Source organism: Chryseobacterium sp. YR221, from assembly GCF_900176315.1.
GTDB lineage: Bacteria > Bacteroidota > Bacteroidia > Flavobacteriales > Weeksellaceae > Chryseobacterium > Chryseobacterium rhizosphaerae.
Genome location: NZ_FWXM01000009.1, coordinates 59,816 through 81,604, shown reverse-complemented (window position 1 = coordinate 81,604; position 21,789 = coordinate 59,816). Strand labels below are relative to the sequence as shown.

Annotated in this window: 26 protein-coding genes; 4 read left to right on the top strand and 22 right to left on the bottom strand. The window is 36.4% G+C overall.

Annotated features, from left to right (window positions below; genetic code table 11):
• Positions 1–159: 159 nt before the first annotated feature.
• Positions 160–1,812, top strand: a complete 1,653-nt coding sequence (locus tag B8967_RS21420) for a S8 family peptidase (protein WP_084087814.1) — start codon at positions 160–162, stop codon at positions 1,810–1,812.
• Between the two features lie 60 nt (positions 1,813–1,872).
• Here B8967_RS21420 and B8967_RS21415 read toward each other — a convergent pair whose 3' ends face one another.
• The 9 genes from B8967_RS21415 to B8967_RS21375 all read right to left on the bottom strand — a co-directional run bounded on the left by B8967_RS21415 (position 1,873) and on the right by B8967_RS21375 (position 7,308).
• Complete coding sequence (locus B8967_RS21415; RefSeq protein ID WP_047496711.1) at positions 1,873–2,385, bottom strand: hypothetical protein; 513 nt, start codon at positions 2,383–2,385, stop codon at positions 1,873–1,875.
• 58 nt (positions 2,386–2,443) lie between these two features.
• Positions 2,444–2,983 carry a hypothetical protein gene (locus B8967_RS21410; protein ID WP_047496714.1) on the bottom strand — a complete coding sequence of 180 codons (540 nt, stop codon included), beginning with the start codon at positions 2,981–2,983 and terminating at the stop codon, positions 2,444–2,446.
• Between the two features lie 79 nt (positions 2,984–3,062).
• Positions 3,063–3,752: a DUF1361 domain-containing protein gene (locus tag B8967_RS21405; protein WP_084087813.1), complete on the bottom strand. Its 690-nt coding sequence runs from the start codon at positions 3,750–3,752 to the stop codon at positions 3,063–3,065.
• 6 nt (positions 3,753–3,758) lie between these two features.
• On the bottom strand, positions 3,759–5,129 hold the full coding sequence (locus B8967_RS21400) for a DUF4153 domain-containing protein (RefSeq protein ID WP_084087812.1): 1,371 nt from the start codon (positions 5,127–5,129) through the stop codon (positions 3,759–3,761).
• 38 nt (positions 5,130–5,167) lie between these two features.
• Positions 5,168–5,461, bottom strand: a complete 294-nt coding sequence (locus B8967_RS21395) for a hypothetical protein (RefSeq protein ID WP_047496726.1) — start codon at positions 5,459–5,461, stop codon at positions 5,168–5,170.
• 11 nt (positions 5,462–5,472) lie between these two features.
• A complete protein-coding gene (locus B8967_RS21390) occupies positions 5,473–5,958 on the bottom strand; it encodes a Coq4 family protein (RefSeq protein WP_084087811.1) in 486 nt (161 codons plus the stop codon).
• Positions 5,959–5,972: 14 nt separating this feature from the next.
• Positions 5,973–6,269 (bottom strand): hypothetical protein, encoded by a 297-nt coding sequence (locus B8967_RS21385; protein ID WP_084087810.1) that lies wholly within the window; start codon positions 6,267–6,269, stop codon positions 5,973–5,975.
• Positions 6,270–6,340: 71 nt separating this feature from the next.
• Positions 6,341–6,631 carry a winged helix-turn-helix domain-containing protein gene (locus tag B8967_RS21380; RefSeq protein WP_047496737.1) on the bottom strand — a complete coding sequence of 97 codons (291 nt, stop codon included), beginning with the start codon at positions 6,629–6,631 and terminating at the stop codon, positions 6,341–6,343.
• Positions 6,632–6,690: 59 nt separating this feature from the next.
• Complete coding sequence (locus B8967_RS21375; protein ID WP_084087809.1) at positions 6,691–7,308, bottom strand: hypothetical protein; 618 nt, start codon at positions 7,306–7,308, stop codon at positions 6,691–6,693.
• Positions 7,309–7,449: 141 nt separating this feature from the next.
• Between B8967_RS21375 and B8967_RS21370 the strand changes: the two genes are divergently transcribed.
• Positions 7,450–7,974 (top strand): hypothetical protein, encoded by a 525-nt coding sequence (locus B8967_RS21370; RefSeq protein WP_084087808.1) that lies wholly within the window; start codon positions 7,450–7,452, stop codon positions 7,972–7,974.
• Between the two features lie 69 nt (positions 7,975–8,043).
• Here B8967_RS21370 and B8967_RS21365 read toward each other — a convergent pair whose 3' ends face one another.
• On the bottom strand, positions 8,044–8,808 hold the full coding sequence (locus tag B8967_RS21365; protein WP_084087807.1) for an enoyl-CoA hydratase/isomerase family protein: 765 nt from the start codon (positions 8,806–8,808) through the stop codon (positions 8,044–8,046).
• Between the two features lie 281 nt (positions 8,809–9,089).
• Here B8967_RS21365 and B8967_RS21360 point away from each other — a divergent pair, with 281 nt between their 5' ends.
• Both B8967_RS21360 and B8967_RS21355 read left to right on the top strand, forming a co-directional pair.
• On the top strand, positions 9,090–9,632 hold the full coding sequence (locus B8967_RS21360; RefSeq protein WP_047496748.1) for a phage tail protein: 543 nt from the start codon (positions 9,090–9,092) through the stop codon (positions 9,630–9,632).
• Between the two features lie 37 nt (positions 9,633–9,669).
• Positions 9,670–10,497, top strand: a complete 828-nt coding sequence (locus B8967_RS21355) for a T9SS type A sorting domain-containing protein (protein WP_084087806.1) — start codon at positions 9,670–9,672, stop codon at positions 10,495–10,497.
• A 79-nt stretch (positions 10,498–10,576) separates the two neighbouring features.
• Here B8967_RS21355 and B8967_RS21350 read toward each other — a convergent pair whose 3' ends face one another.
• From B8967_RS21350 to B8967_RS21295, 12 genes are all read right to left on the bottom strand, one after another.
• Positions 10,577–11,263, bottom strand: a complete 687-nt coding sequence (locus tag B8967_RS21350; protein ID WP_084087805.1) for an SMUG2 DNA glycosylase family protein — start codon at positions 11,261–11,263, stop codon at positions 10,577–10,579.
• Positions 11,264–11,270: 7 nt separating this feature from the next.
• Positions 11,271–12,047, bottom strand: coding sequence for a DUF4241 domain-containing protein (locus tag B8967_RS21345; protein WP_084087804.1), 777 nt, complete (start codon positions 12,045–12,047; stop codon positions 11,271–11,273).
• Positions 12,048–12,098: 51 nt separating this feature from the next.
• Entirely contained in the window at positions 12,099–12,632 is a 534-nt protein-coding gene (locus B8967_RS21340) for an SMI1/KNR4 family protein (protein WP_084087803.1), read from the bottom strand.
• Positions 12,633–12,713: 81 nt separating this feature from the next.
• Positions 12,714–13,334: a transposase gene (locus B8967_RS21335; RefSeq protein ID WP_084087802.1), complete on the bottom strand. Its 621-nt coding sequence runs from the start codon at positions 13,332–13,334 to the stop codon at positions 12,714–12,716.
• Between the two features lie 136 nt (positions 13,335–13,470).
• Positions 13,471–15,966: a phenylacetic acid degradation bifunctional protein PaaZ gene (gene paaZ / locus B8967_RS21330; protein ID WP_084087801.1), complete on the bottom strand. Its 2,496-nt coding sequence runs from the start codon at positions 15,964–15,966 to the stop codon at positions 13,471–13,473.
• Positions 15,967–16,062: 96 nt separating this feature from the next.
• Positions 16,063–16,890 (bottom strand): alpha/beta hydrolase, encoded by an 828-nt coding sequence (locus B8967_RS21325; protein ID WP_084087800.1) that lies wholly within the window; start codon positions 16,888–16,890, stop codon positions 16,063–16,065.
• Between the two features lie 19 nt (positions 16,891–16,909).
• Complete coding sequence (locus tag B8967_RS21320) at positions 16,910–17,503, bottom strand: acyltransferase (protein WP_047496769.1); 594 nt, start codon at positions 17,501–17,503, stop codon at positions 16,910–16,912.
• Positions 17,504–17,681: 178 nt separating this feature from the next.
• Complete coding sequence (gene pcaF / locus B8967_RS21315) at positions 17,682–18,887, bottom strand: 3-oxoadipyl-CoA thiolase (protein WP_084087799.1); 1,206 nt, start codon at positions 18,885–18,887, stop codon at positions 17,682–17,684.
• 85 nt (positions 18,888–18,972) lie between these two features.
• Positions 18,973–19,386, bottom strand: coding sequence for a PaaI family thioesterase (locus B8967_RS21310; RefSeq protein ID WP_084087798.1), 414 nt, complete (start codon positions 19,384–19,386; stop codon positions 18,973–18,975).
• 1 nt (position 19,387) lies between these two features.
• Positions 19,388–19,699, bottom strand: a complete 312-nt coding sequence (locus tag B8967_RS21305) for a hypothetical protein (protein ID WP_084087797.1) — start codon at positions 19,697–19,699, stop codon at positions 19,388–19,390.
• A 74-nt stretch (positions 19,700–19,773) separates the two neighbouring features.
• The gene (locus B8967_RS21300; protein WP_084087796.1) at positions 19,774–20,907 is read right to left on the bottom strand and encodes a 3-hydroxyacyl-CoA dehydrogenase NAD-binding domain-containing protein; all 1,134 of its coding nucleotides are present in this window, start codon (positions 20,905–20,907) and stop codon (positions 19,774–19,776) included.
• Positions 20,908–20,988: 81 nt separating this feature from the next.
• Positions 20,989–21,789, bottom strand: a complete 801-nt coding sequence (locus B8967_RS21295; protein ID WP_084087795.1) for an enoyl-CoA hydratase/isomerase family protein — start codon at positions 21,787–21,789, stop codon at positions 20,989–20,991.

Genomic DNA, 21,789 nt, shown 5'->3' with positions numbered 1-21,789 from the left:
AAACTCTGTTATATACTCTAGTATAGCCTGAAGAGCCTAATCATCTATTTAAAATAAAATTTTCTTTTAAATAAATTCACAATACTGTGATTTTGTTTTTATTTTATTATTATTTTTACCATAAACAAACTTAATTCACAACCATTTAACAAATATTTTATGAAAACAAAAATTAGTCTTTTAGCATTACTGCTCTCCTGCTCTGTTTCTTTCGGTCAGCATTCTTCAGATCGGGGTACTCATCTTAATTCAAATATTTATGTATGCTTTTCAAAAGGTATTACCTCAGAGAAAGTGGCATTTGATAAGAATCCGGATTTGGAAAAATTCATCACTGAAAATAAAATTTCCTTTACGTATGATCTTGGTTTCAGCGATACGAAATTGGATGAAATGGCAAAAAACAGCAGAATGAATGGTTTTTCCGGGGAGTCTGTGGAAAAACTGAAAAGGATTTTTAAAGCCGATGTTCCGGTTCAAAATGGAGATACAGCTAAAAAGCTCATTCAGATTCTTGAAAGGTTCCCTGAAATAGAATATGTATCGGTAATGAGTAGTGAGCCTATTGAGCCTCCATTGGTTAATACATTTGTAACCACTCCCAATTTAGAAAGCTTGCAGACTTATCTGACCGATAATCCGGGAATCAACGCCACCTATGCATGGTCCAGAGGAATTACAGGGCAAAATATCCGAATTCGTGATGTTGAATATGGTTTTTATAAAACACACGAAATGCTGGCTAATCAAAACGCTATACAACTGGAGCCCGGATACAGTCCCAACTCCGGTTTATCAAATAATAACTACCGTGATCACGGAACGGCTGTGGTAAGTATTTTAGGATCTGTAAAAGATAATATCGGACTTTCCGGAGCGGCCTACAGCGCCTCTGAAATAAAGGGATATATGGAATGGACTACTGTAGGCTACAACAGAGCTTCAGCAGTAAGCAGATCGATCAATGCGTCTCAGGCCGGTGATATTATTTTATATGAAATGCAGACAGGAGGAAAAGATAATCAATATTGTCCTGCAGAATATGATAGCGTTATCTGGGATCTGACAAAAGCAGCGACCGATTCCGGAATTATCATTATTGCAGCAGCAGGAAATGGAAATCAAAACCTTGATGATCCCTTCTATGCAGCTTATAATGCAAGAGGAAACAGTGGGGCCATTATTGTAGGTGCAGGCTCTCCTAATACTACCCACTCGAAACTAAGTTTCAGTACCTACGGAAACAGAGTGGATGTACAGGGTTGGGGAAGCAATGTACTGGCAGCAGGATATGGCTCATATCAAAAATATGACAACGACAATAACAGGACTTATACTTATTTTAATGGAACAAGTTCCGCAACTCCTGTAGTGGCTTCGGCAGCAACACTGATCCAGTCTTATTACTACCAGAATACGGGCCAGTACCTAAGCCCTTCAGCTATGAAAAACCTTTTAATAAGCACAGGAATTCCTCAGGGAGGGACAGTTGTCAACCAAAAAATAGGTCCTTTACCTAATGTAAAAAATGCTATACTGCAATTGGAAAGTACCCTGCGGGGCACAATTAAAAGCCAGCTTCCTTTAGAAATTAAAATTTATCCAAATCCAACAACAAGCTATATAGCAGTTCAAAGCAAAGAAAATAAAAAGCTTGATTTTGAAATTATCAATATGAATGGACGAACTGTGAACAAAGGGTCCATTATTCCTGATGAAAAAATCAATGTTTCACAACTTCCACAAGGTCAGTATATCATCAATTTCAATGATGGCCAACGGAGAGCAGTAGAAAAATTTTCAAAATTATAATATAAACAAAAACGTCTTTCAAGAATTTTGAAAGACGTTTTTTACTCTGTTATTATACTCTTATTTTGCAGGAACGCTGCTGAAATTTAGAGCTACTTTGATGTTCATGTCTGAAGTGGTTTGATTTTTCAGCTCATAAACAGTTCTTACGGTAAGTCCCGAACTTTTTACTATTTCGTCAAGAAACCCCGTATCATTCAGATCTAAATTTAAGCTGGATGAGTTTGTGGATATATTTGAACGAGAAGCAATAAGCCTTTCATTGGTTCCTGTAGAAGAAACATATATCTTCACGGATTTGAATGCACTCAAATTACCTCCGGCAGGAGATACTATAGATACTTTAGCGTCAGAAATCCTTACATCTTTAATCTTGGCATTATTATTTCCCCCAAACCAGGTTTGAACATTGGTAGCCGTCGCCGTAGAAGAAACTTCTTTATCTGCAGGCACTCCTGTAGAAACTAAAACATTCGTTGTGTATGGGAAGGTATTCTGAACCAGCGATTGTACGGTTCCGCAGCTTACAAGTACAGCCGAAGCAGCCATTGCGGTTAGAACTATATTTTTCATAATATTAAATTTAAATTTTAAAGTTTAGTTTGCAGAAACTGTACCAAATTCGTTTACCTTAGTCAATACTTACTGTAAAATTTCCTTTCGTATTTCCAGAAGCCATATTACTTTTTCCAATGATCAGCCAAACTTCACCTTTCCCGGAAACTTCATGAGTAATTTCTCTTCCGAAAGGTCCGTCATAATCTCCGTTTGGAAGCTTAATCTGGTTAAAGCGGATATTAAAATCTTTTTGCTTGGTTGTAATTGCAGCTTTGATAGAAGGCTTCTCATAATTAGTAATTTTTAAGACCAATTCCTGACCCTCTTTTGTAAACTCTTCTCCCAAGGTAAAAGGAAGCTGGGAAGCATCTGCTGTTCTAATGATCTGTCCGTCTTTCTCATCTCTCATGACACCTTTACGTAGAACTTCTTTTGTAGCAGGAGCATTGTTAATGATTGAATCTTTTTTTCTCAATGCTGCAGAATCCGGTTTCATCACAGAATCCGGCATCTCTGTTACCACCGCAGAATCTTTATCGGATACTGCCGGTACGTTAGCTTCTTTTTTACAGGAAATAATAATCAATGGTATTAACAATAAGCTTTTTTTCATAATAATTAATTTTACGAATGTATAAAATCAACATTCTGTTTGATATTGTCCATTATAAATGCTAAAATTGTTCCAACTCTTATAAATTGTTCACATTTCCCGGTTGTATAATTCTTTCATTATTGTTTCTCACCAGTTTAAAGGTGAAGTACATAAAATTAAGCAGAACACCCATTAGAATGGTAACACCCCAGGTTTTTGTATACTCCAGCGGGTAAATAAATCTTACCACAATATCATTGAATAATCCAAAAGGATTATGGAGAACATCCCAACTGTTCCATCTGAGAAATCTTCCCAGGTAAACCCCAAAACTGCTCATAAAAAGAAAGCTGATAACAATAGCATTGAGCATAGTTCCCTGACAGTACTCTGAAAGTCGTTTTTCAATATCGCTAAGGCTTATAAAACCACAAACCAACCCTGTCCAGGCATATGACAGAATAACAATAAGATCATACCAGATAGGAACCGTATTTCTCGCTTTTAGATGAAAAAGATCGGTCAGAATATATGGAGAATTGGGGAAAAATAAGATCCATACCACTATAATCACGGATAAAGAAACTTTACTTCTAACCGTAAAGGCGACAAGAAAGGTACTTAGTGCTAAAGGAATCCATGCCAGGAATAAGTTCCAGTTCAGGAAAAAAAACACTTTAGTTTCGGTGATGTAATATCTGAAAACAGACAGACTAACACAAAACAAAGTCATGAGTATAAGCAACATATTCATTTTAAATCGTGGAGACTCAATCAATTGTTTCATACTGGATTATTCTATAGTTTGATAATACATGATCTTTGAAAGAAAAGTTTTTGACCTTTCATTTTTCGTTTTTTCCTCCAGCTTTTTTTGAAGCTGGCTATCATTCTTGTCTTTTGCATATTTCCATAATCCTTTCTCACTGAAATTGACAGACCCCAAGTGGTAATTAACGGCAAAATCTTTGCGCTTCATATTCTGAGAAGTGATAAAACCTCCCCAATTGATATAGCTGCACACCAAAATGGTTCCGTACATATACCAAACCATGGTATTGAACAGGAAAGCATTTCTTTTTTTCTTCTGGATTTTGATAAAGGTTAAAGCCAGCCCAATTAGTGACAAAAGCAGAAAGGCAAAGACCCCCAATCTTTTATAGGTAAAGGCATAATTCACAATATATTCATAGTTTTTTACCGCAGCAGACAGTACCAGAACAGCATTGAGGAAGATCCATATTTTGGCCAAAATCTTCAACAGACCGGCTTTAGGATCAAAATTAAAACCACCTTTAAAGTAAAACATAATCACCAAAATAGCCATAACAATGGACATGATCACCGCATTCACCCTCTCATGGGTTTCTTCTGAAAGCTGTACGGGTGTTTTGGTAACTTCATAAAATTGCTCGTAATTGTAAGTAATGATAAAAAAGACCAGTAAGATATTAAGCAAAAGGAAAGACATCACGCCGCTTATCCTTTCGGAATTAAGATCCAGGAAAGAATAGGTAGATGTTGGAACCTGAGAGTCTTTCTGAAATTCATCATTCAGGATATGATGGTTTTTATAGATCAATCTTTCCACGGCATAGTTCCAGTAATTAAAGGCTATAAAAAAACCTAAAGCTGAAAGACAGAATATCTGCCAAAGGTTAATATCCAATTCATAGTCTGTAAAAAGAGCAGCAAAATGATCACTTCCAGCAGAGTAAATTCCAAAAAATACAGAAAGTAATATAAGAGGAATCAGAACAAAAGACAATATCTTCTGCCATAAACCGGAAATATTTCTTTGAGGCAGCCAGGCGTCAAAACTAAAAAACCGGCAGAATGAGGTACAGCTGTTCACAATAAAAACAGGAATGAGAAAAAGGATTTTCATAGTTCTGTTTTTCGACTTATATGATAACAGAAGCAGTGAACTTACAACTGCCAGGAAAGACGGAAAATCTCCATACCATGCAAAAGCTATGCTTGAAAGAATACTTGTTCCGAACAGAAGATACAAAGTTCTGGTTTTATTTTTTTCTGCAGTTTTAAACAGAGTTAAGACAGCATATACTGCTCCCAGAATTCCGAGGTTCAGCCCCATGTCCTGATCGTAAAATACAAAGACAAATAAGGCAGTTGTAAGAAATATATAATGATGTGTTTTCATGATAATAAATATATAAGGGTTAAAAGGGTCATCAATAATTACAAGGATTCGCAGACTATAAAAAAATATCCTATCGCAACTGGGATATTGACTAATAATAACAGCACAGCGTTTCCGGAATTTTTATTTTCAGATGCATTATTGGCATATTCTATCAATTCATACAGAAGAATAAGCAGGTTGATGATTGCTGCACCGATCACATAATAAAAGCCTGTTATGAGCAGAAAATCTAATCTGGTGAGCAGAAAAGATAAGAGTAAAAAGGTGCCACAAAGGAAGGATATAAGGAATGTTCGTCTTCCCAGCTGGCTGAATACTCTGTTTTTCATAAGAATAATATTTAGTGAAGAACAACATGATCTTTCTGGTGAATAAAATCTTTCAGATGGTCAAAATTTTGCCATAGGAGGCCTTCAAAGTCCCATTCATGAAAGGCTCTCATATCCTGTCCTTTCTTATAGGCTTTGATATAAATTTTCACATATTCCGGCAAAATAAATGTTCCCAATACGATTGCTGCCAAAAGATGGGCATTGAGTTTACCATTTCCCAGCAAAAGATACTGCATGGCGATTTCATCTTCGAAATTGGTTCCGCAGCCTGTGATCAGATGATGAACATCGTGATTCTCCATTTTAGGGATCATAGAAAACCCATATTTTTTATAAAATTCTCCAAGTTTTCTCCCCAAAGAATCTTCTTGAAATTCCAGCAGTTGTTTTTCCGTAAACTGCCACTGTCTTTTTTTCTTTTTAAAATATTTCCTGTACAGCTTTTGGGTTTTATCATATACAAAAAGCAGAAATTGGACACGTATTTTTTTCATAATATATTGTTTGTTTATTTTAAATGGGTAATTCCTATCATGGTATAGATAATGGCAAACGGGATATTGATCAGAAGGATGCCGGCAGATTGGAAGCACGTTTTACGTTTAGCTTTCCTGATACCTCCATAGATCAATAATCCCAATACGATAATGAGGTTAATAAGGGTTCCATAAACCAGCAATAAGAATCCTGAATCAGCAAACCAGAAATTCTTCGTAATCACATATCCGAACAAACAGATATTCCCTGCCAGAAAAGACATTCCGAATACCATTTTTCCAAGGTTTAAAATGTTTTGATCTTCCATTATTTATTTTGAGCTAAAATTTCATACAAAGAACTTTGAATTACAAAGTAAAATTTCAAAAAAATATAGGATCAACGTCCCAATAATTTTTCCAGTGCGTCCAGATGTTCGGTAAAAGCCTGTCTGCCATTCTGTGTAACACGGTAAGATGTCTTCGGTTTTTTTCCTACAAATTCTTTTTTCACTTCAATGTAACCGCTTTTTTCCAAAGCACTACTATGACTGGCCAGATTACCGTCTGTAATCTCCAGTAAACCTTTCATTTCAGAAAAATCAACCCAGTCATTAACCATAAGAACAGACATAATGCCCAATCTTACACGACTTTCAAATTCTTTATTGAGTTGATTTATTTTTATCATGATACGGTAATAGGTTGCAGATGGCAGAACTCACATCCGACGAGCTGCAAATTTAGTTTTTATTTATATTTTTTGTGCATAATAAGGCCATAAACAATATGTAGAATACCAAAGCCCACAGACCAGAAGACTAATCCCCAGCCTAGAAAAAATAATGAAAACAAACCTAAAATGATTTCACAGTATCCCAGGTATTTCACATCTGTCAAAGTATATCTTTCTGCACTTACCAATGCCAAACCATAAAAGATAAGCGTAGTAGGAGCAATCCAAACAAAAAGATGGTGAAAAAGCAGTGCTAAGCAGAAAACTCCGCCAGCCAATAATGGTACTGCAAAAGTCATTAAAAGCCTTTTGGTCGTAGCATCCCAGATCTTCAGCCCTTTCTTTTTGCTTTTATGAGCTGTAAAAATATAGCCACTAAAAACCGCTACCAATAAAATAACTGTTCCAATAAAGGTCAGTTCTTTCACCAGTGCCGGAGCAAAAAAGTTTCTCTCTCCTTCAAAGTAATCAATCCCTTCTCTTTTAAAAACAAAGTAAACATACGCTGCACCAATAAGAGCAGCAAGCCCTGCTACAACACCAGAAAGCCCGCTTAGTGAAATGAATCTGGAAGACCGCTCCATCATGGAACGGATATGAGATAAGTCTTCGTGATAGTTTTTTGTCTCCATAAAAAGAACTTTGAATTACAAAGTTATAATTTATTTTGAATGTGCAAAATAATTTTTAAAAATTAATACCTTTTTCTAATCAGGTCATTTAATACCTTATCTTTAAAAAAGCTGAGATAAACTTAATAATATTGAATCCTTATGGAAAAAGTAGTAGTTGATTATTCACAGATTCATTTACAGGAGAACATTCCATTACATGAGGACGAGATCAGCAATATAGCAAGTCAAAAAAAAGATTTTTTCAAAAATGTCCCAGCTTCCCTATTAGTAGCTCTCATTATGCTTGTGCTTATTGCCTGCTACTTTCTACAGAATGATTTTAAGAATTTCAAGTACTACCATTATATTTTATTTATCGGCGTTGTAGTAGCATTATACGCTTTCTTTTATGCTCTCATCTGGCTGATCTATCAGTATTTTCTTCGAAACTGGAAAAAAGATATTGAAAATGGGAAAAATCAGCTGACCAGTATTGTTACATCCCGCCATAAAACTGAAAATGATGAATACATTATGACTTTTGCCGGGCGTAACAAGCATGAGAAAATAAGGCTCCCGGCCGAAAGAGAAGATTACCACCGGTATGAGGCTGGGACAAAAGTAGTGGTAACCTATTTAAAATACAGTAAAGTGATTCTTTCGATTCACAAGCTGGATACATAAGATCCGGAAAACAATTTATGAGTACAAAAAAAGCCACTGAATTAATCAATGGCCTTTTGTTTTGTTTATTTATTTGGCTCTTAATCTTTCTTTAATGGCTTCAATATTTTTCTTTGCAGAATCTTCCAAAATAAGGCTTGCACTCATATGGATTCTTGCCGGCATCAATTCATTAAAATGATCTGTTCCTTCCCAGGAAACCTTTTTGATTAAAGCTAAGGCATCGCTGTTTCTTGAAGCTAATGTCTGTAAAAATTTCTCCAGTTTTTCGTCCATTTCCTGAATAGTATTGGAAACAGAATGGTAAACATTATGCTGTTCTGCCCAGTCAGCAGACCTGAAATCTGCATCAATTGCCATAGCAGAGAACTGTGACTTCCCTATTTTTCTTTCTACATAGGGGCCTATCACAAAAGGTCCTATTCCTAAATTAATTTCGGTGAGGGCCAATGCAGAATCTTTTGTAGCAAAACAATAATCTGCTCCGCACGCAATTCCTACTCCACCGCCTGTTGTTTTTCCCTGAACTCTTACCACAACAATTTTACCACAGTTTCTCATTGCATTTAAAACCTTAGCAAACCCACCAAAAAATTGCGTAGAAGCTTCCAGTTCTTCAATAGCCAATAATTCATCAAAGCTTGCTCCTGCACAAAAGGCTTTTTCTCCTTCACTCTTTACTAAAATAGCCTTTACCTCATCTTTTGCGGCTTCCTCTAAAATAGTTTGAGCCAGCTTTTCTAAAATAGCACCGGGAAGTGCATTACTTTTTGGAGTTCCGAATGTAATTTCGGCAATATTGTTTTTAATTTCTGACGCTACGAATTCGTTCATTTTTACTTTTATTGGATTCTTACAAAAATACTAAATAGAAGGCTTTTAAAGAAAATTAAATGATAGAAATTCTGCATTAAATCCTCATTTTAAATTATAAAGTTTCTCTATAGCAACCAACCCAAATTACGTATAAATACGGACTGTGAAATTTGGTATTTTATACTCTAGTCTTGCCTTATCATTAGTTGTTCCTTTGGCTTAAGAAAATAAACAATCAAAGGCCGAATCCGAAAAGCCGGGAAGAGAGTAGGAAAATTTAAAACTGAAAAACTATTATTATGGAAGAATACATGGGAATTGTAAAACTATTTGCAGGAAGTTTTGTGCCTAGAGGCTGGATGCTTTGTGATGGCAGACTCCTGAGTATCGCCCAGAATTCAGCTCTGTTTTCTTTATTGGGAACAATATACGGCGGTGATGGGATTAGCACTTTTGCATTGCCTAACCTCATTGGGCGTATGGCTTTGGGAGCAGGATCACAAACCGGAAAATCATATCCGATAGGTATGGTGGCAGGAACGGATCAAAATACACTTCTCCAATCCAATTTACCAAGCTTTGGAGGCCTTCAGCTCAAGGTATCCAAATCAAACGCTACTACTTCCGTACCTAGTTCAGCATCTTCTTTTGCTGTCACTGGTACACAAAGCGGAAGAGACTTTACAGCGGTTCCCAGCTATATAAATGCAGCTCCGGACACAGTGATCAATACACAATCGATCTCTTATATAGGACAGAACCTTCCTGTAAACAATATGCCGCCTTTTTCGGCTTTAAACTACATTATCTGTGTTGCAGGAATTTACCCTCCAAGAGATTAATACTTTGACATTATAAACAAACTTAAAAAATTACATCATGAAAAGGACTATACTTTTTGCGATCTGCAGTCTTTTCATAGCGATTACTTCATTTGGACAGACGAGTACAGAACAGTTTGAAACAGAATCACATGGAAGCACCAGCTTCACTGATAACGGTGTGATTTTCAATATCATTTCCCACACTATGATTTTTGATATTCAGGCCAATTATCCGCAAACAGGATGGAATGGTACTGCCAATGACAATCGATATATTGACAATTCAGGAACAGGAAATCAATCGGAAGCTGCGTCATTCAGCATAAAAACAACATCCAATTTATTTAAAGTAAACAAATTTTGGGCATATGTTTCTGCTGCAAATTTAGACCTGACCGTTGCAGGAACATTAACTGTTACAGGGAAATTAAATGGTGTAACAAAATTTACTCAGACTAAAAGTTCAGGTTTCACAACTTCTATCTCCCCAACAAACGGATATACGTTGATTGACCTTACGAACCTCAACGGGCAGAATTACAGCAATATTATTGTTGATGAGATTCAGCTGACTTTAGGAGGGTCTTACCAATATATAGCCCTCGATGCTTTCACCTGGGTAAAAGATAGTGGTATTGTACTTGCTGTCAGCGAGGTCAAATCCTCTAAAAAAGAAATCAGTATTTACCCTAATCCTACAAGTGGTCCTCTTTCCATTAAAACAGAGAAAGCCACAGATGCTCAGGTTTATGGTATGGACGGGAAACTGGTAAAAACACTCCCTATCACAAAAGGAATTAATAACATCGATATTTCAGAGCTTCCAAAAGGAACTTATATACTCAAAACATCCACAGAAAGCTCTAAAATTATTAAAAATTAATAGCTCAGACACAGTCATCCCCCGATAAAGATTCTAATACATGAATGACGATCCCTTGATCAATTGATCAAGGGATTTTTTATTTTTTCAGAGCCAGGATGTATTTGTCAATATACAGTTGTTTCTCTTTTGATTTATACTGTTGGATATACCTGGGATGTTCCAGGACAGTCATTCTATCAAACAGCTTTGCTTCTTTATTTAATGATGAAATAAAATCGGCATTCTTTTTTCCTAAGATAAAAACCTCTGAGGGATCGAGATTCAGACTCATATGCTTCTTCAGTGAGTCTATCATAAAGTCTTTTACTGCTTCAAACAGTTTTTTATCATCATAATAATTGGCATTAACCCACCCTTTTTTGGCCTTCTTTACAATAGCCAGGGGAAATGGGGAATTGATATACATCTCTTTATAGAATATATCTGCTCCGCCGTAGTCTTCAATCATATCATATATAAAAACTGAAGATACTTCATGAGTACGGGCCGATTCCATTTTTATTCCACATACAGCCTCCAGACGTTTGGTATCTGTAAATGGAACTCCTGTCACTCCTGCTCCGTAACGACTGGGATTAATCCCTATGATAAACTTTCTTTTGTGGGAGTCATTATAATATTTGTGATAAAACTTTTGCATAACCTCCATAGTTTCAGGATTATCAAGATACGGATTCAAAACTACAAACCCTTCCGGAAGTTCTCCGGAATAAGTAAGGTATTCATTGAATGCAATAACCTGCTCTGCAAAAGTTTTATTCATTGGAAAACTATTTTAAAAACACGAAATTATCTGGCTGCTCTGAAATTTCATCATCATCGTCCTCGTCCTCTTCTACTTCGGATAATTCCATTTCGATATCGATAAAGTGAATATAAAGACTGCAGATCTCTTCTTTAGCATCATACCCAAAGTAAACAGGATATACCCCATCTCCTAAACCACTTGCAAATATTGGAATCTGATATTCTGTATTGGGCACTTTCCAATTGATCCAATCTCCTAAATCTCTCTGATTTGTTGGATTTTCTCTGTAATTTTCGGCAAAAAGCTCTGCAAAATAATCATCATAAATATTCTCCACGTCAAGTTCTGAAATAAACTTATCCACGTAAGGTACGACCTGTGAATCCGTAATACATGCCAACCCCGCGTCTACTACAAAGCCAAAATAATCTTCTTCCTCAGAATCTCCAAGTTCCTCTTCTCCTATTAATGCCTCTCTGTATACAACAGCCTCTTCTTTTGTAAATTCTACTTTTACAGCAGCATAACGATCTCCCCAATCTTCTAGTTTTGCAACAGCAATCTTAACAGGAAAATTACCTTTGGGTACTTCAACAAAATAGGGTTTCTCCTTTGCATTTAAATAGACTAAAGGATCTCTTACAATTACTTTTCCGGAAGGCAGGGAAACATTTCCTATTTCCATCACTTCCATTTTCTGATCCATAATTTCATCAGCAGTGAAATAGGTTTCAATATCTACAGGAGATATAAGTCTATCTTTTACCTCTTCCCATTTTTGCATCCAGGCCTCATTCATAATTTTATATTTATAGTTTATATTAGGATTTAAAAGTACTTCTTTATTTCATCAATTGTCAAAATCATCTTCATCTTTCAGCCCTTTAATAAAGGTCTCAAAGTCTTTAGCAAGAAATGTTTTTCTGTAATCATCTTCCTGATCAACGTGTACAACTTCCGGCTCCCCCGTTTTTCCACACTTTGTATAATCGAGAAGAATCATATCATGTCCTGCCGAAGGGCAGTCTCCGATATAAACTCCATCATTAGGATAGCCCCATTCTTCCATCATAAACCGACTTCCCAATTCTCCACATACAGAATAGGTCTTTTCTCTTCCAATTCCCATAATTCCGGTAAGAGCGATATGATCATCAGCCCAGGAATTAGGCTCTGTAGTGGGAAAACAACATCTGTCTACCATGCCTCCATTCTGAATTTTCATCAATTCGATATAAGAAGCAGGAAGTTTATAACCAAGTTCTTCTTCTACTGAAGCAATTATTTCGTCTTTTGGAAAATCTTCGATATAATCTCTTTGTGAATAAGTACTCTGATCCCAGAAACCTGTAAAGTCAAAGTCTTTGAAAAATTGTAATTCCATATTGTTTCAATAAATGATATTGTAATATAAAGATAAGGTATTATCCGTGTAAAGATTTAAAACTTTGACACGGATAAAAAACTAAAACTCATCTTTAAGGTTAATTGTTCTTAGATGAGACAGTTTAAAATTTTCTACACCACCAAATAATTCAATAACCTCATCCCTTTTTAAAAGAGTGCGTGACTTACTCAAAATGGATTGATAAGAGGAAAAATTATATTTTGAAAACTGATGCGCGATAGAGTGATTTTGCGGATTTTGATGAATATAAATTATCATATTAATTAAATATTTATCCGAAGTAATCAATTTTCTTTTAAATGGAGATTCAATAAGAGCACCATGTCTTTTGTATTCCTTATTAAAAGATTGGGAGTAAGAATTGAAAAGTCGGGCAAATTGTTTTGAGAAAATATTCTGAGGAGAATGAAGTCCTGTTTGAGTAGCCTTGTCAAGGTTTTGAACCTTGACAAGGCTACTCAATTCAAGATCAGATTTAATCTTAACTAAAAGATGAAAATGATTAGGCATAAGGCAATATGCATATACATCACAGACAGGAGTAAGAAATTCAACTACTTTATTTAAAAAGAATGAATAATTTCGATCTGATTTAAAAATAAGTTCTCCGTTAATACCACGATTATAAATATGGTAAAAACAGTCTGCTTCAATTGAAGTAGTTCTGATATCTGCCATCTTTGTGTTTTTAATTTACTCTTAGAAAGATAAAAAAAACTTTTAAATTTAACCGTGTCAAGGTTTTGAACCTTGACACGGTTAAAAAAATCCCTTTAAGTAAAAACCTAAAGGGACTATAAATTTATATTTTGAATTAAATTAATCCAAACTGTTCAAAATGATGGGTAAAATGTTTTTTATGCATCAGTTCCCACATTTCCTTGTTCAGTTTTCCGAATACAAAGTTCATGTGCTCTGCCTGTGGATTTTCTTTATAATAAATTACAAATCGCTTCAGGTTATCAATGAATGACTGTTTTGCTGCATCCAGATTCTTGTGTATTGGTGCAGGAAGTGAGCCATCCTGTGGTAAAAATGGAGCAATAAATTCTTTTGGCATTGCTCTGTGATTGTAAAGAGAATCCTGATATTTCTCAATATTCTCTTCCGGAGTATAGCATTTTTCGGCCTCCGGTTCTCCAAGGCTTACTAAGACTCCTTGTTCGAGATGTTCTATCATCTGTTGTGGAGACATTTTCCCCCATTGGGATGGAGTAGTTTCGGTTAAGCCATTTAATATTTTCTGAACATTTTTCACATTCAGATCGATGAAAGGAGATTGTTTCGCTACTAATGTCAAAATTGTAGCAACACATACGATCTCATCTCTTTGGTTTACGACCTCAACCAGCCATTTAACAACACCTGAAGGAATGTTTCTGCCTTTTACTCCCCTGTTAATTTTTTCTTTTGCTGTTAAATATACGGTAATGGTATCACCGGCATATACAGGTTTAAAGAAGCTGCATTCTTCTAATCCGTAGTTGGCAATCACAGGACCTTTTTTACCGGATACAAACAATCCCGCAGCTGCTGAAAGGATAAAATATCCATGAGCAACAGTTTTATCAAAAATAGTTCCCGTTAAGCTTGTTGCATCCGTATGAGCATAGAAATGATCCCATGAAACGTTAGAGAAGTTAACGATATCTGCATCGGTAACGGTCCTTCCTGCTGTTTCTAAAGAATCACCAACCTCAACTTCCTCAAAATATTTCTGGAAAGGATGTTTGTCCGAGAATTTCTTCTCTGCACCTTGTTGATAAATCTTGGTAATTGCTTTCAATACATCCGGAGATCCCTGAATTGCTGTTTTCTGTAAGAAGAAATGAAGACCGCTCAGACCTCCCATTTCCTCACCTCCACCCGCTCTACCAGGTCCCCCGTGCATCAATGTAGGAAGTGGTGAACCGTGTCCTGTGCTTTCTTTGGCATTATCCCTGTTCAGGACAAAGATTCTTCCATGCTGGGAAGCCATTTTCCATGACGTTTCCGCAATAAAATTCTCATCATGAGAAATGATGGATCCCACTAAACTTCCTTTTCCTCTCTTTGCCAATGCAGCTGCTTCTTCAGCATCTTTGTATGGCATTAACGTAGATACCGGCCCGAAAGCTTCTACATCATGAGAGATATTTTTTTCGAAAGGCTTATCATTCAGGAATAGTTTAGGACTCATAAATGCACCTTTTTCATAATCTGCATCTACCAGTTCATGCTTTCCGTCATACACAAGCTCTGTTTCTGTTTTTAAAATATTTACTTTTCTTACTACCTCTTCGTATTGCTGTCTTCCTACCAAAGAACCCATTTTGGTTTCTCTGCTTAAAGGATTTCCTATTTTTGTCTGATCCAAAGCTTTAGACAAAGCACTCTGAACGTCACCCATCAAATGCTCAGGAACAATAATTCTTCTGATCGCCGTACATTTCTGTCCTGCTTTCGTTGTCATTTCATTACGGACTTCTTTGATAAATAAATCAAATTCAGGAGTTCCTGGTTTTGCTTCCAATCCAAGGATTGAACAGTTCAGAGAATCCGCCTCCATATTGAAACGCACTGCATTTCCGGCAATTGAAGGGAGGGATTTTAATTTTCGGCCTGTATGAGCTGAGCCTGTAAACAATACGGAATCGCCATCTTTAATATAATCCAGGATATTTCCCGGTTCCCCACATACCAGCTGAATGGCTCCTTCAGGCAGTACTCCGCTTTCAATCATATCCTGAAAAACAGCGTTTGTCAAATAAGAACCAAAAGGAGAAGGTTTTACAATAGAAGGAACACCTGCCAATAATGACGTTGATAATTTCTCCAGCATTCCCCAAACAGGAAAGTTATAAGCATTGATCTGTACGGAAACTCCTTCACTTGGAGTCAGAATATGAGTTCCCAGGAAAGTTCCGTTTGCAGAAATTTTCTGTGTATCTCCGTCTACCCAAAATGGAGTATTGGGAAGCATTCTTTTTGCCAATCCCGAATAGGTAAAGAAAGTACCGAAACCTCCTTCAATATCTACCCATGAATCTACATGGGTAGCTCCTGTTTTATATGATAATTCGTAATATTTTTTCTTTCTCTCCAATAGATACAGTGCCACTTTTTTCAGCATTTCCCCACGATCATAGAAAGTCATGGAAGAAAGGTTTTTGTATCCTACTGTTCTTCCATAATCAAGAGCCTGCTCAAAATTAAGCCCTTCCGTATCGGAAACAGCCACCTGCTCTCCTGTAACGGCATTGTATAAAGGGACTCCGTTTCCGGATCCTTCTACCCATTCTCCGTAGATATAGTTTTTTAGTTTTTCCATATAGTTTTTTACTTTTTACTTAAATTATTTTTAACAAAGCTTTCTAAACCTTATAGGTCTTAAAGACCTATAAGGTTTGAACCTGTAATCAATCTGTTACTTCGGTTCCTGGTACGGAAACATTTTCACCAATCCTTCATATAAACTTCTGTGAAGAATAGTTGCGTGATTGTCTGTTTCCATCATTTTATATTCCAATGTCCAGTTTTTCTTTCCTGCTTTTTTCAAAACATCATAGAAAGCTTCAGCATCTTTTATCATCACCGGATGCTCTCCTTTTCCTACAGAAACATAAACGAATTTTTTAGTATCCGGAGATTTTGAAAGTAGTTGTGGAGCCTGTTTTAAAAGGCTTTCATCATCCCACCATAAGCTTGGACTAATGATAAAATAGTTATTGAACATTTCCGGTTTCTTCAAAAGAATTTCTGTTGCTAAAAGTCCACCTAATGACTGTCCGAACAGATATTTGTCCGTCGTTTTAAACTGACTTTCAACATAGGGCTTTAGTTCTTTTTCAAGGAAAGCAATAAACTTATCAGAATGTCCTGTCGTAGGATAATCTTTCTGTAAATCTTTTAAATCCGTATGAAAGGTAAAATCTCTTTTTCTGTCAATATTAGCAATTCCTATTACAATTGTTTCCGGCATGGAATACATTTGATTAAAGAACTGTACTAATCCTGAAACGTGGATAAAGTCTTCATTCATACTTCCATCCAGCAGATAGATCACCGGGTAGGATTTAGTTTTATCAAAACCTTGAGGCAGGTAGATATTTAAAGTTCTTTCTTCATTTAGAGTTTTAGACTTAATGGTCCTTACCTCTCCCACAGTAAGCGGTTTTACTGTTGCAGTCTGTGCTGATACCGTAAAGTTGGCAGCAAGCAGGATACTGCAGATAATAAAAGCTTTTTTAATCATATTTAATTTCGAATAGTTATTATTTCACATCATCCCAAATGCTGTAATCAACAATTTTTGTAGGGATTTGCTGTACATATTCTGTAAAAGGTTCACAAGGTAAAATGGCTTCTTTCCCCTCCCTTGCCAGTTCCTGATACAGCTTTGTTCCTTCTGTTTTCCAGTGGATCATTTCATCAGAAACATCACGGATGATCTTTGCGGGGCTTCCGACAATCAGTTTTCTGGGTTCACATCTGAAATTGGCAGGCACAAAAGCCAAAGCACCGACAATACTTTCGTCACCAATATAAGCTTTATCCATGATCACAGAATTCATCCCTATTAAACAATTCTTTCCGATATGTCCGGAATGAACAATAGCGCCATGGCCGATATGTGCAGATTCTTCTAAGATGGTTTCTATATTTGGGAAAACATGAAGGGTACAGTTTTCCTGTACATTAGCCCCATCTTTAATGATAATTTTTCCCCAGTCACCACGAATGACCGCATTAGGACCGATATATACTTCTTCACCGATTTCCACATTCCCGATAATCACCGCCTGTGGATGGATATAAGCAGAAGCTTTTATAATGGGACGGATACCATGGTATGAATAGATGTTCATATTTATTAATTTGAAAATTTGAAAATGGGATAATTTGAAAATGAATTAAATAATGTTTCTGTTTTTCGATGTTTGTCTTTTGACTATACTATCTAAAGTCCTACAAAGCAGCTACTCTTTCCGGAGTATTTTCCAATAAACATTTTCACATTCTCAGATTATCCCATTTTCAAATTGATTATACTTTTTCAATGATCATTGCATAGCCTTGTCCAACACCAATACAAAGGGTACACAACGCATATTTTTTATCTTGTTTGTGAAGTTCCATCGCTGCAGAACCAATAATTCTTGCTCCGGAAACCCCCAGTGGATGTCCAATAGCGATTGCTCCACCATTAGGGTTTATCCTTGCATCATCATCTTGTAATCCTAAACTTCTTGTCACCGCCAGGGCTTGTGCAGCAAATGCTTCATTCAGTTCAATGATATCTATATCCTCCAAAGAAAGATTCAGTCTTTTCAATAGTTTCTGAGTAGCTTCTACCGGTCCTATTCCCATAATTCTTGGTTCAACACCTGCTACAGAAGATCCCAATATTTTTGCTTTTGGTTTTAATCCATATTTTTTAACAGCTTCTTCGCTTGCCAAAATAAGTGCAGCAGCCCCGTCATTCATCCCTGAAGCGTTTCCTGCCGTTACTGTTCCTTCTTTCCTGAAAGCCGGACGAAGTTTTGCCAACCCTTCCATGGATGATGTAGGCTTAATGAATTCATCTTTTTCAAAAACGATTGGATCACCTTTTCTCTGAGGAATTTCAACTTTTACAATTTCTTCTGCCAGTCTACCGCTTTCCTGAGCTTTCGTAGCTTTCTGCTGAGACCAAAGAGCAAATTTATCCTGATCTTCTCTGTTGATCTGATGCATATCTGCTAAATTTTCTGCAGTTTCTCCCATTCCGTCAACCCCGTATAATTCTTTCATTTTAGGATTGATGAAACGCCATCCGAAAGTAGTATCAAACATCTGGCTGTCTCTTCCGAAAGCCGCACTTGGCTTTGACATTACATATGGAGAACGTGTCATATGTTCTACTCCTCCTGCAATATAGATTTCACCCTCTCCTGCTGCAATGGAACGGAATGCATTTGCTACAGCAGACATCCCTGAAGCACATAGCCTGTTAACGGTTTCCCCTCCAATTTTGTAAGGAAGACCTGCCAGTAAAAGTCCCATTCTTGCCACATTTCTGTTATCTTCTCCCGCCTGATTGGCACATCCGAAAATAACGTCTTCAATTTCCTCCACAGGAACTTCAGGATTTCTTGCTACGACTTCTTTAATAACAATAGCAGCCAAATCATCTGCTCTTACTTCTGATAATCCTCCCTGTAGTTTTGAGATAGGAGTTCTGACATAGTCTATGATGTATACGTTGTTCATATTTTTAATTTGAAAATGAGTCAATTTGAGAATTTGAAAATTTCAGGTAAGTAAAATTAAAGGTGTTCGATAATTTTCAAATTCTTTATAATTCTGTTACTTTTTTTCCGATTTTGTAAACTGTTCCTACAAATTTTGCTATCAGCTCCTGATTTTGATTGGTAATCTGAATATCATAAACAGCTGTTTTTCTGGTATCGTTTACCAAGATACTTTCGGCTCTGAAAATGTCGCCTTCTTTTCCAGCTTTGGTAAAACTGATGATACAATTCAAAGCTACAGCAGCATCCCCCGTATTATTGGACGAAAATGCCAGCGCTGAATCAGCAAAAGCAAATGTAACCCCACCATGAACTGTTTTAAGCCCATTGATCATATCTTTCTTAATGGGCATTTCTATTAAACAATAATTTTCTTTTACCTCAATCATTTTGATATTCATCCACTGGGAAAAATAATCCTGATTGAACATATAATCTGCTATCTGTCTTGGATTCATTTTACTGTATGTTTGTTATTTCTTCATATAATTCGTCAGATAATCTATCGTAAACACTCATCGTTCTACCAAGAATTATTTGCTCATATGAGAGATTTGATGAATCTGATGAATTTTCATTTTGATAAGAAGCATTTAAATCAATTCCGTTTTCATTGGCCAATCTTTTGATCAGCTCTTTATATTTCTCATTAAACTTCCCCAATAATTCCAGCCTTTCCTGATCTTCAATAGAAGAAGCTTCCTGGATCAAATAGTCTTTCTCGATTGAAAGCCTCACTTCCAATTCGGCTCTGAATTCATCTATATTCATTAATTCATTACTATCATAATTGAACAAAGTATCGGTTGTCTCTTTAGATACAACCGATACTTTGCCGTATTTCTTTATATTTTACGAAGCAAAGGACTCTGTCTGTACCTTTCTTCCTGGTATTCTTCGTAAAGGTTCTGTAGGATTTCTGAAACTTTTGCATATCCAATTTCTTTCCCCCAGCTTAACAGTCCTTTCGGATAATTAACTCCTTTCTGCATAGCTAATTCAAGATCATCATCATTGGCAACACCTAATCTTTTTGCTTCAACAGCCTCATTGATCAGCATTGAAATAATTCTTAAGAAGATCTGCTCATACAATGCCTCATCTTTCTGCGCAACCGGTTTTTGCGCCCCCTCAGTATAATCATAGAACCCTTTTCCGGTTTTTCGGCCATGGAGTTTGGCTTCAGACATTCTTTGCTGAAGTAAAGAAGGCTTATATTTCGGATCATAGAAATAATCTTTGTAAACCGTTGTCGTTACTGAAAAATTAACATCAACACCGATAAGATCCATGAGTTCAAAAGGTCCCATTTTGAAGTTACCCAATGTTTTCATTGCCTCATCTACCTGTTCCGGTGTGGCTATATTTTCTTCAACGATTCTTAACCCTTCCCCATAATAGGGACGGGCAATTCTGTTCACAATGAACCCCGGAATATCTTTAGCAATAACAGGTGTTTTGCCCCACTCTTTCATGAGGTTATATATTTTTTCCGCTAATGTTTGTTCTGTTAATAGAGAAGGGATAACTTCCACTAAAGGCATCAAGGGAGCCGGATTGAAAAAGTGAATTCCGATGAAACGCTCCGGTTTCTTGAGCTCTGCCCCAAGGGAAGTGATGGAAATAGATGAAGTATTGGAACCGATGATACAGTCTTCTGAAACATAGTTTTCAAGCTCTGTAAAAACCTTGGTTTTAATCTCTTTGTTTTCAATAATTGCTTCAATAACCAGGTTTGAATCTTTTAAATCCTGAAGCACTTCACCTTTTATGATATTGTTTCTGATTTCAGAGGCTTTTTCCTGAGAAATTTTACCTTTTTCAACCAGTTTTTGAAGTGTATTTTCTAAGCCTGAAAGAGCTTTATCTATTTGCGGAGCATTAGCGTCGAATAAAACGACTTTGCATCCTGCTGTGGCAGCTACCTGAGCTATTCCTACGCCCATGGTTCCTGCCCCAATAATTCCAATATTTTTCATTTTTGTACAATGTAAAATGTACAATGTAAAAAGTATTTAACCGTACGTTGTACATTTTACTTTCTACATTGTACATATTCTTTATTTTCCTTTATAATTAGGTTTTCTTTTCTGTAAAAAGGCATTTACTCCTTCAATGAAATCTTCTGTTTCTGCAGCTTCCTGCTGTAAATCTCCTTCTAACTCCAATTGTTCTTTCAAAGTATTATTGTAAGACTGTGCAAAAGCTTTTTTAGTCAGTTTAAGTGCTGCTGTTGGCATATTTGACATTTTTTCAAGAATTTCCATGGATTTTGGAGCAAATTCTTCTTCATTGAAAACCTCAGCAACAAGACCGTACGATTTAGATTCTTCAGCAGATAGTTTTTTACCGGTGAACGCTAAATAGTTAGCCAATTGTCTACCTAAAAGTTTCGGTAAGAAATAAGTTCCTCCTGTATCAGGAATCAATCCGATATTGGAGAATGCCTGAGCAAAATATGATTTATCTACAGCCAACACAAAGTCACAAATTAGGGCCAGCATTGCTCCGGCTCCTACTGCAGGACCATTTACCAATGCTACCACCGGTTTTTTGCAATGTGTAATTTCTGTAACCAAAGGATTATAGTAATCTACTACAATTTTTCTGATGATGTCGTTATCATGGTGTTCATTACCTTGTACAAAGGCATCATCTAAATTTTGACCTGAGCAGAACGCTCTTCCTCTACCTGAGATCGCTACACATCTTACAGTATGATCTTCATTACATTCTTTAATGAAATCTTTCAAATCCGATAAAGAAGGTTTTGTAAGGGCATTCATTGTTTCAGGTTGATTAAGATAGGCGATTTTAAGCTTCCCGTCAAAATGCGTTTCAATATCAAGTTGTGTATACAT

Bases quoted from the DNA above. Each gene is read 5' to 3' on its own strand.
- B8967_RS21400 (WP_084087812.1), bottom strand. From the start codon at position 5,129: ATGAAAACACATCATTATATATTTCTTACAACTGCCTTATTTGTCTTT.
- B8967_RS21410 (WP_047496714.1), bottom strand. From the start codon at position 2,983: ATGAAAAAAAGCTTATTGTTAATACCATTGATTATTATTTCCTGTAAA.
- B8967_RS21395 (WP_047496726.1), bottom strand. From the start codon at position 5,461: ATGAAAAACAGAGTATTCAGCCAGCTGGGAAGACGAACATTCCTTATA.
- B8967_RS21415 (WP_047496711.1), bottom strand. From the start codon at position 2,385: ATGAAAAATATAGTTCTAACCGCAATGGCTGCTTCGGCTGTACTTGTA.
- B8967_RS21365 (WP_084087807.1), bottom strand. From the start codon at position 8,808: ATGAACGAATTCGTAGCGTCAGAAATTAAAAACAATATTGCCGAAATT.
- B8967_RS21370 (WP_084087808.1), top strand. From the start codon at position 7,450: ATGGAAAAAGTAGTAGTTGATTATTCACAGATTCATTTACAGGAGAAC.
- B8967_RS21310 (WP_084087798.1), bottom strand. From the start codon at position 19,386: ATGAATCCAAGACAGATAGCAGATTATATGTTCAATCAGGATTATTTT.
- B8967_RS21385 (WP_084087810.1), bottom strand. From the start codon at position 6,269: ATGGAAGATCAAAACATTTTAAACCTTGGAAAAATGGTATTCGGAATG.
- B8967_RS21295 (WP_084087795.1), bottom strand. From the start codon at position 21,789: ATGTATACACAACTTGATATTGAAACGCATTTTGACGGGAAGCTTAAA.
- pcaF (WP_084087799.1), bottom strand. From the start codon at position 18,887: ATGAACAACGTATACATCATAGACTATGTCAGAACTCCTATCTCAAAA.
- B8967_RS21345 (WP_084087804.1), bottom strand. From the start codon at position 12,047: ATGAATGAGGCCTGGATGCAAAAATGGGAAGAGGTAAAAGATAGACTT.
- B8967_RS21380 (WP_047496737.1), bottom strand. From the start codon at position 6,631: ATGATAAAAATAAATCAACTCAATAAAGAATTTGAAAGTCGTGTAAGA.
- B8967_RS21375 (WP_084087809.1), bottom strand. From the start codon at position 7,308: ATGGAGACAAAAAACTATCACGAAGACTTATCTCATATCCGTTCCATG.
- B8967_RS21305 (WP_084087797.1), bottom strand. From the start codon at position 19,699: ATGAATATAGATGAATTCAGAGCCGAATTGGAAGTGAGGCTTTCAATC.
- paaZ (WP_084087801.1), bottom strand. From the start codon at position 15,966: ATGGAAAAACTAAAAAACTATATCTACGGAGAATGGGTAGAAGGATCC.
- B8967_RS21420 (WP_084087814.1), top strand. From the start codon at position 160: ATGAAAACAAAAATTAGTCTTTTAGCATTACTGCTCTCCTGCTCTGTT.
- B8967_RS21325 (WP_084087800.1), bottom strand. From the start codon at position 16,890: ATGATTAAAAAAGCTTTTATTATCTGCAGTATCCTGCTTGCTGCCAAC.
- B8967_RS21360 (WP_047496748.1), top strand. From the start codon at position 9,090: ATGGAAGAATACATGGGAATTGTAAAACTATTTGCAGGAAGTTTTGTG.
- B8967_RS21350 (WP_084087805.1), bottom strand. From the start codon at position 11,263: ATGAATAAAACTTTTGCAGAGCAGGTTATTGCATTCAATGAATACCTT.
- B8967_RS21335 (WP_084087802.1), bottom strand. From the start codon at position 13,334: ATGGCAGATATCAGAACTACTTCAATTGAAGCAGACTGTTTTTACCAT.
- B8967_RS21405 (WP_084087813.1), bottom strand. From the start codon at position 3,752: ATGAAACAATTGATTGAGTCTCCACGATTTAAAATGAATATGTTGCTT.
- B8967_RS21390 (WP_084087811.1), bottom strand. From the start codon at position 5,958: ATGAAAAAAATACGTGTCCAATTTCTGCTTTTTGTATATGATAAAACC.
- B8967_RS21320 (WP_047496769.1), bottom strand. From the start codon at position 17,503: ATGAACATCTATTCATACCATGGTATCCGTCCCATTATAAAAGCTTCT.
- B8967_RS21300 (WP_084087796.1), bottom strand. From the start codon at position 20,907: ATGAAAAATATTGGAATTATTGGGGCAGGAACCATGGGCGTAGGAATA.
- B8967_RS21355 (WP_084087806.1), top strand. From the start codon at position 9,670: ATGAAAAGGACTATACTTTTTGCGATCTGCAGTCTTTTCATAGCGATT.
- B8967_RS21340 (WP_084087803.1), bottom strand. From the start codon at position 12,632: ATGGAATTACAATTTTTCAAAGACTTTGACTTTACAGGTTTCTGGGAT.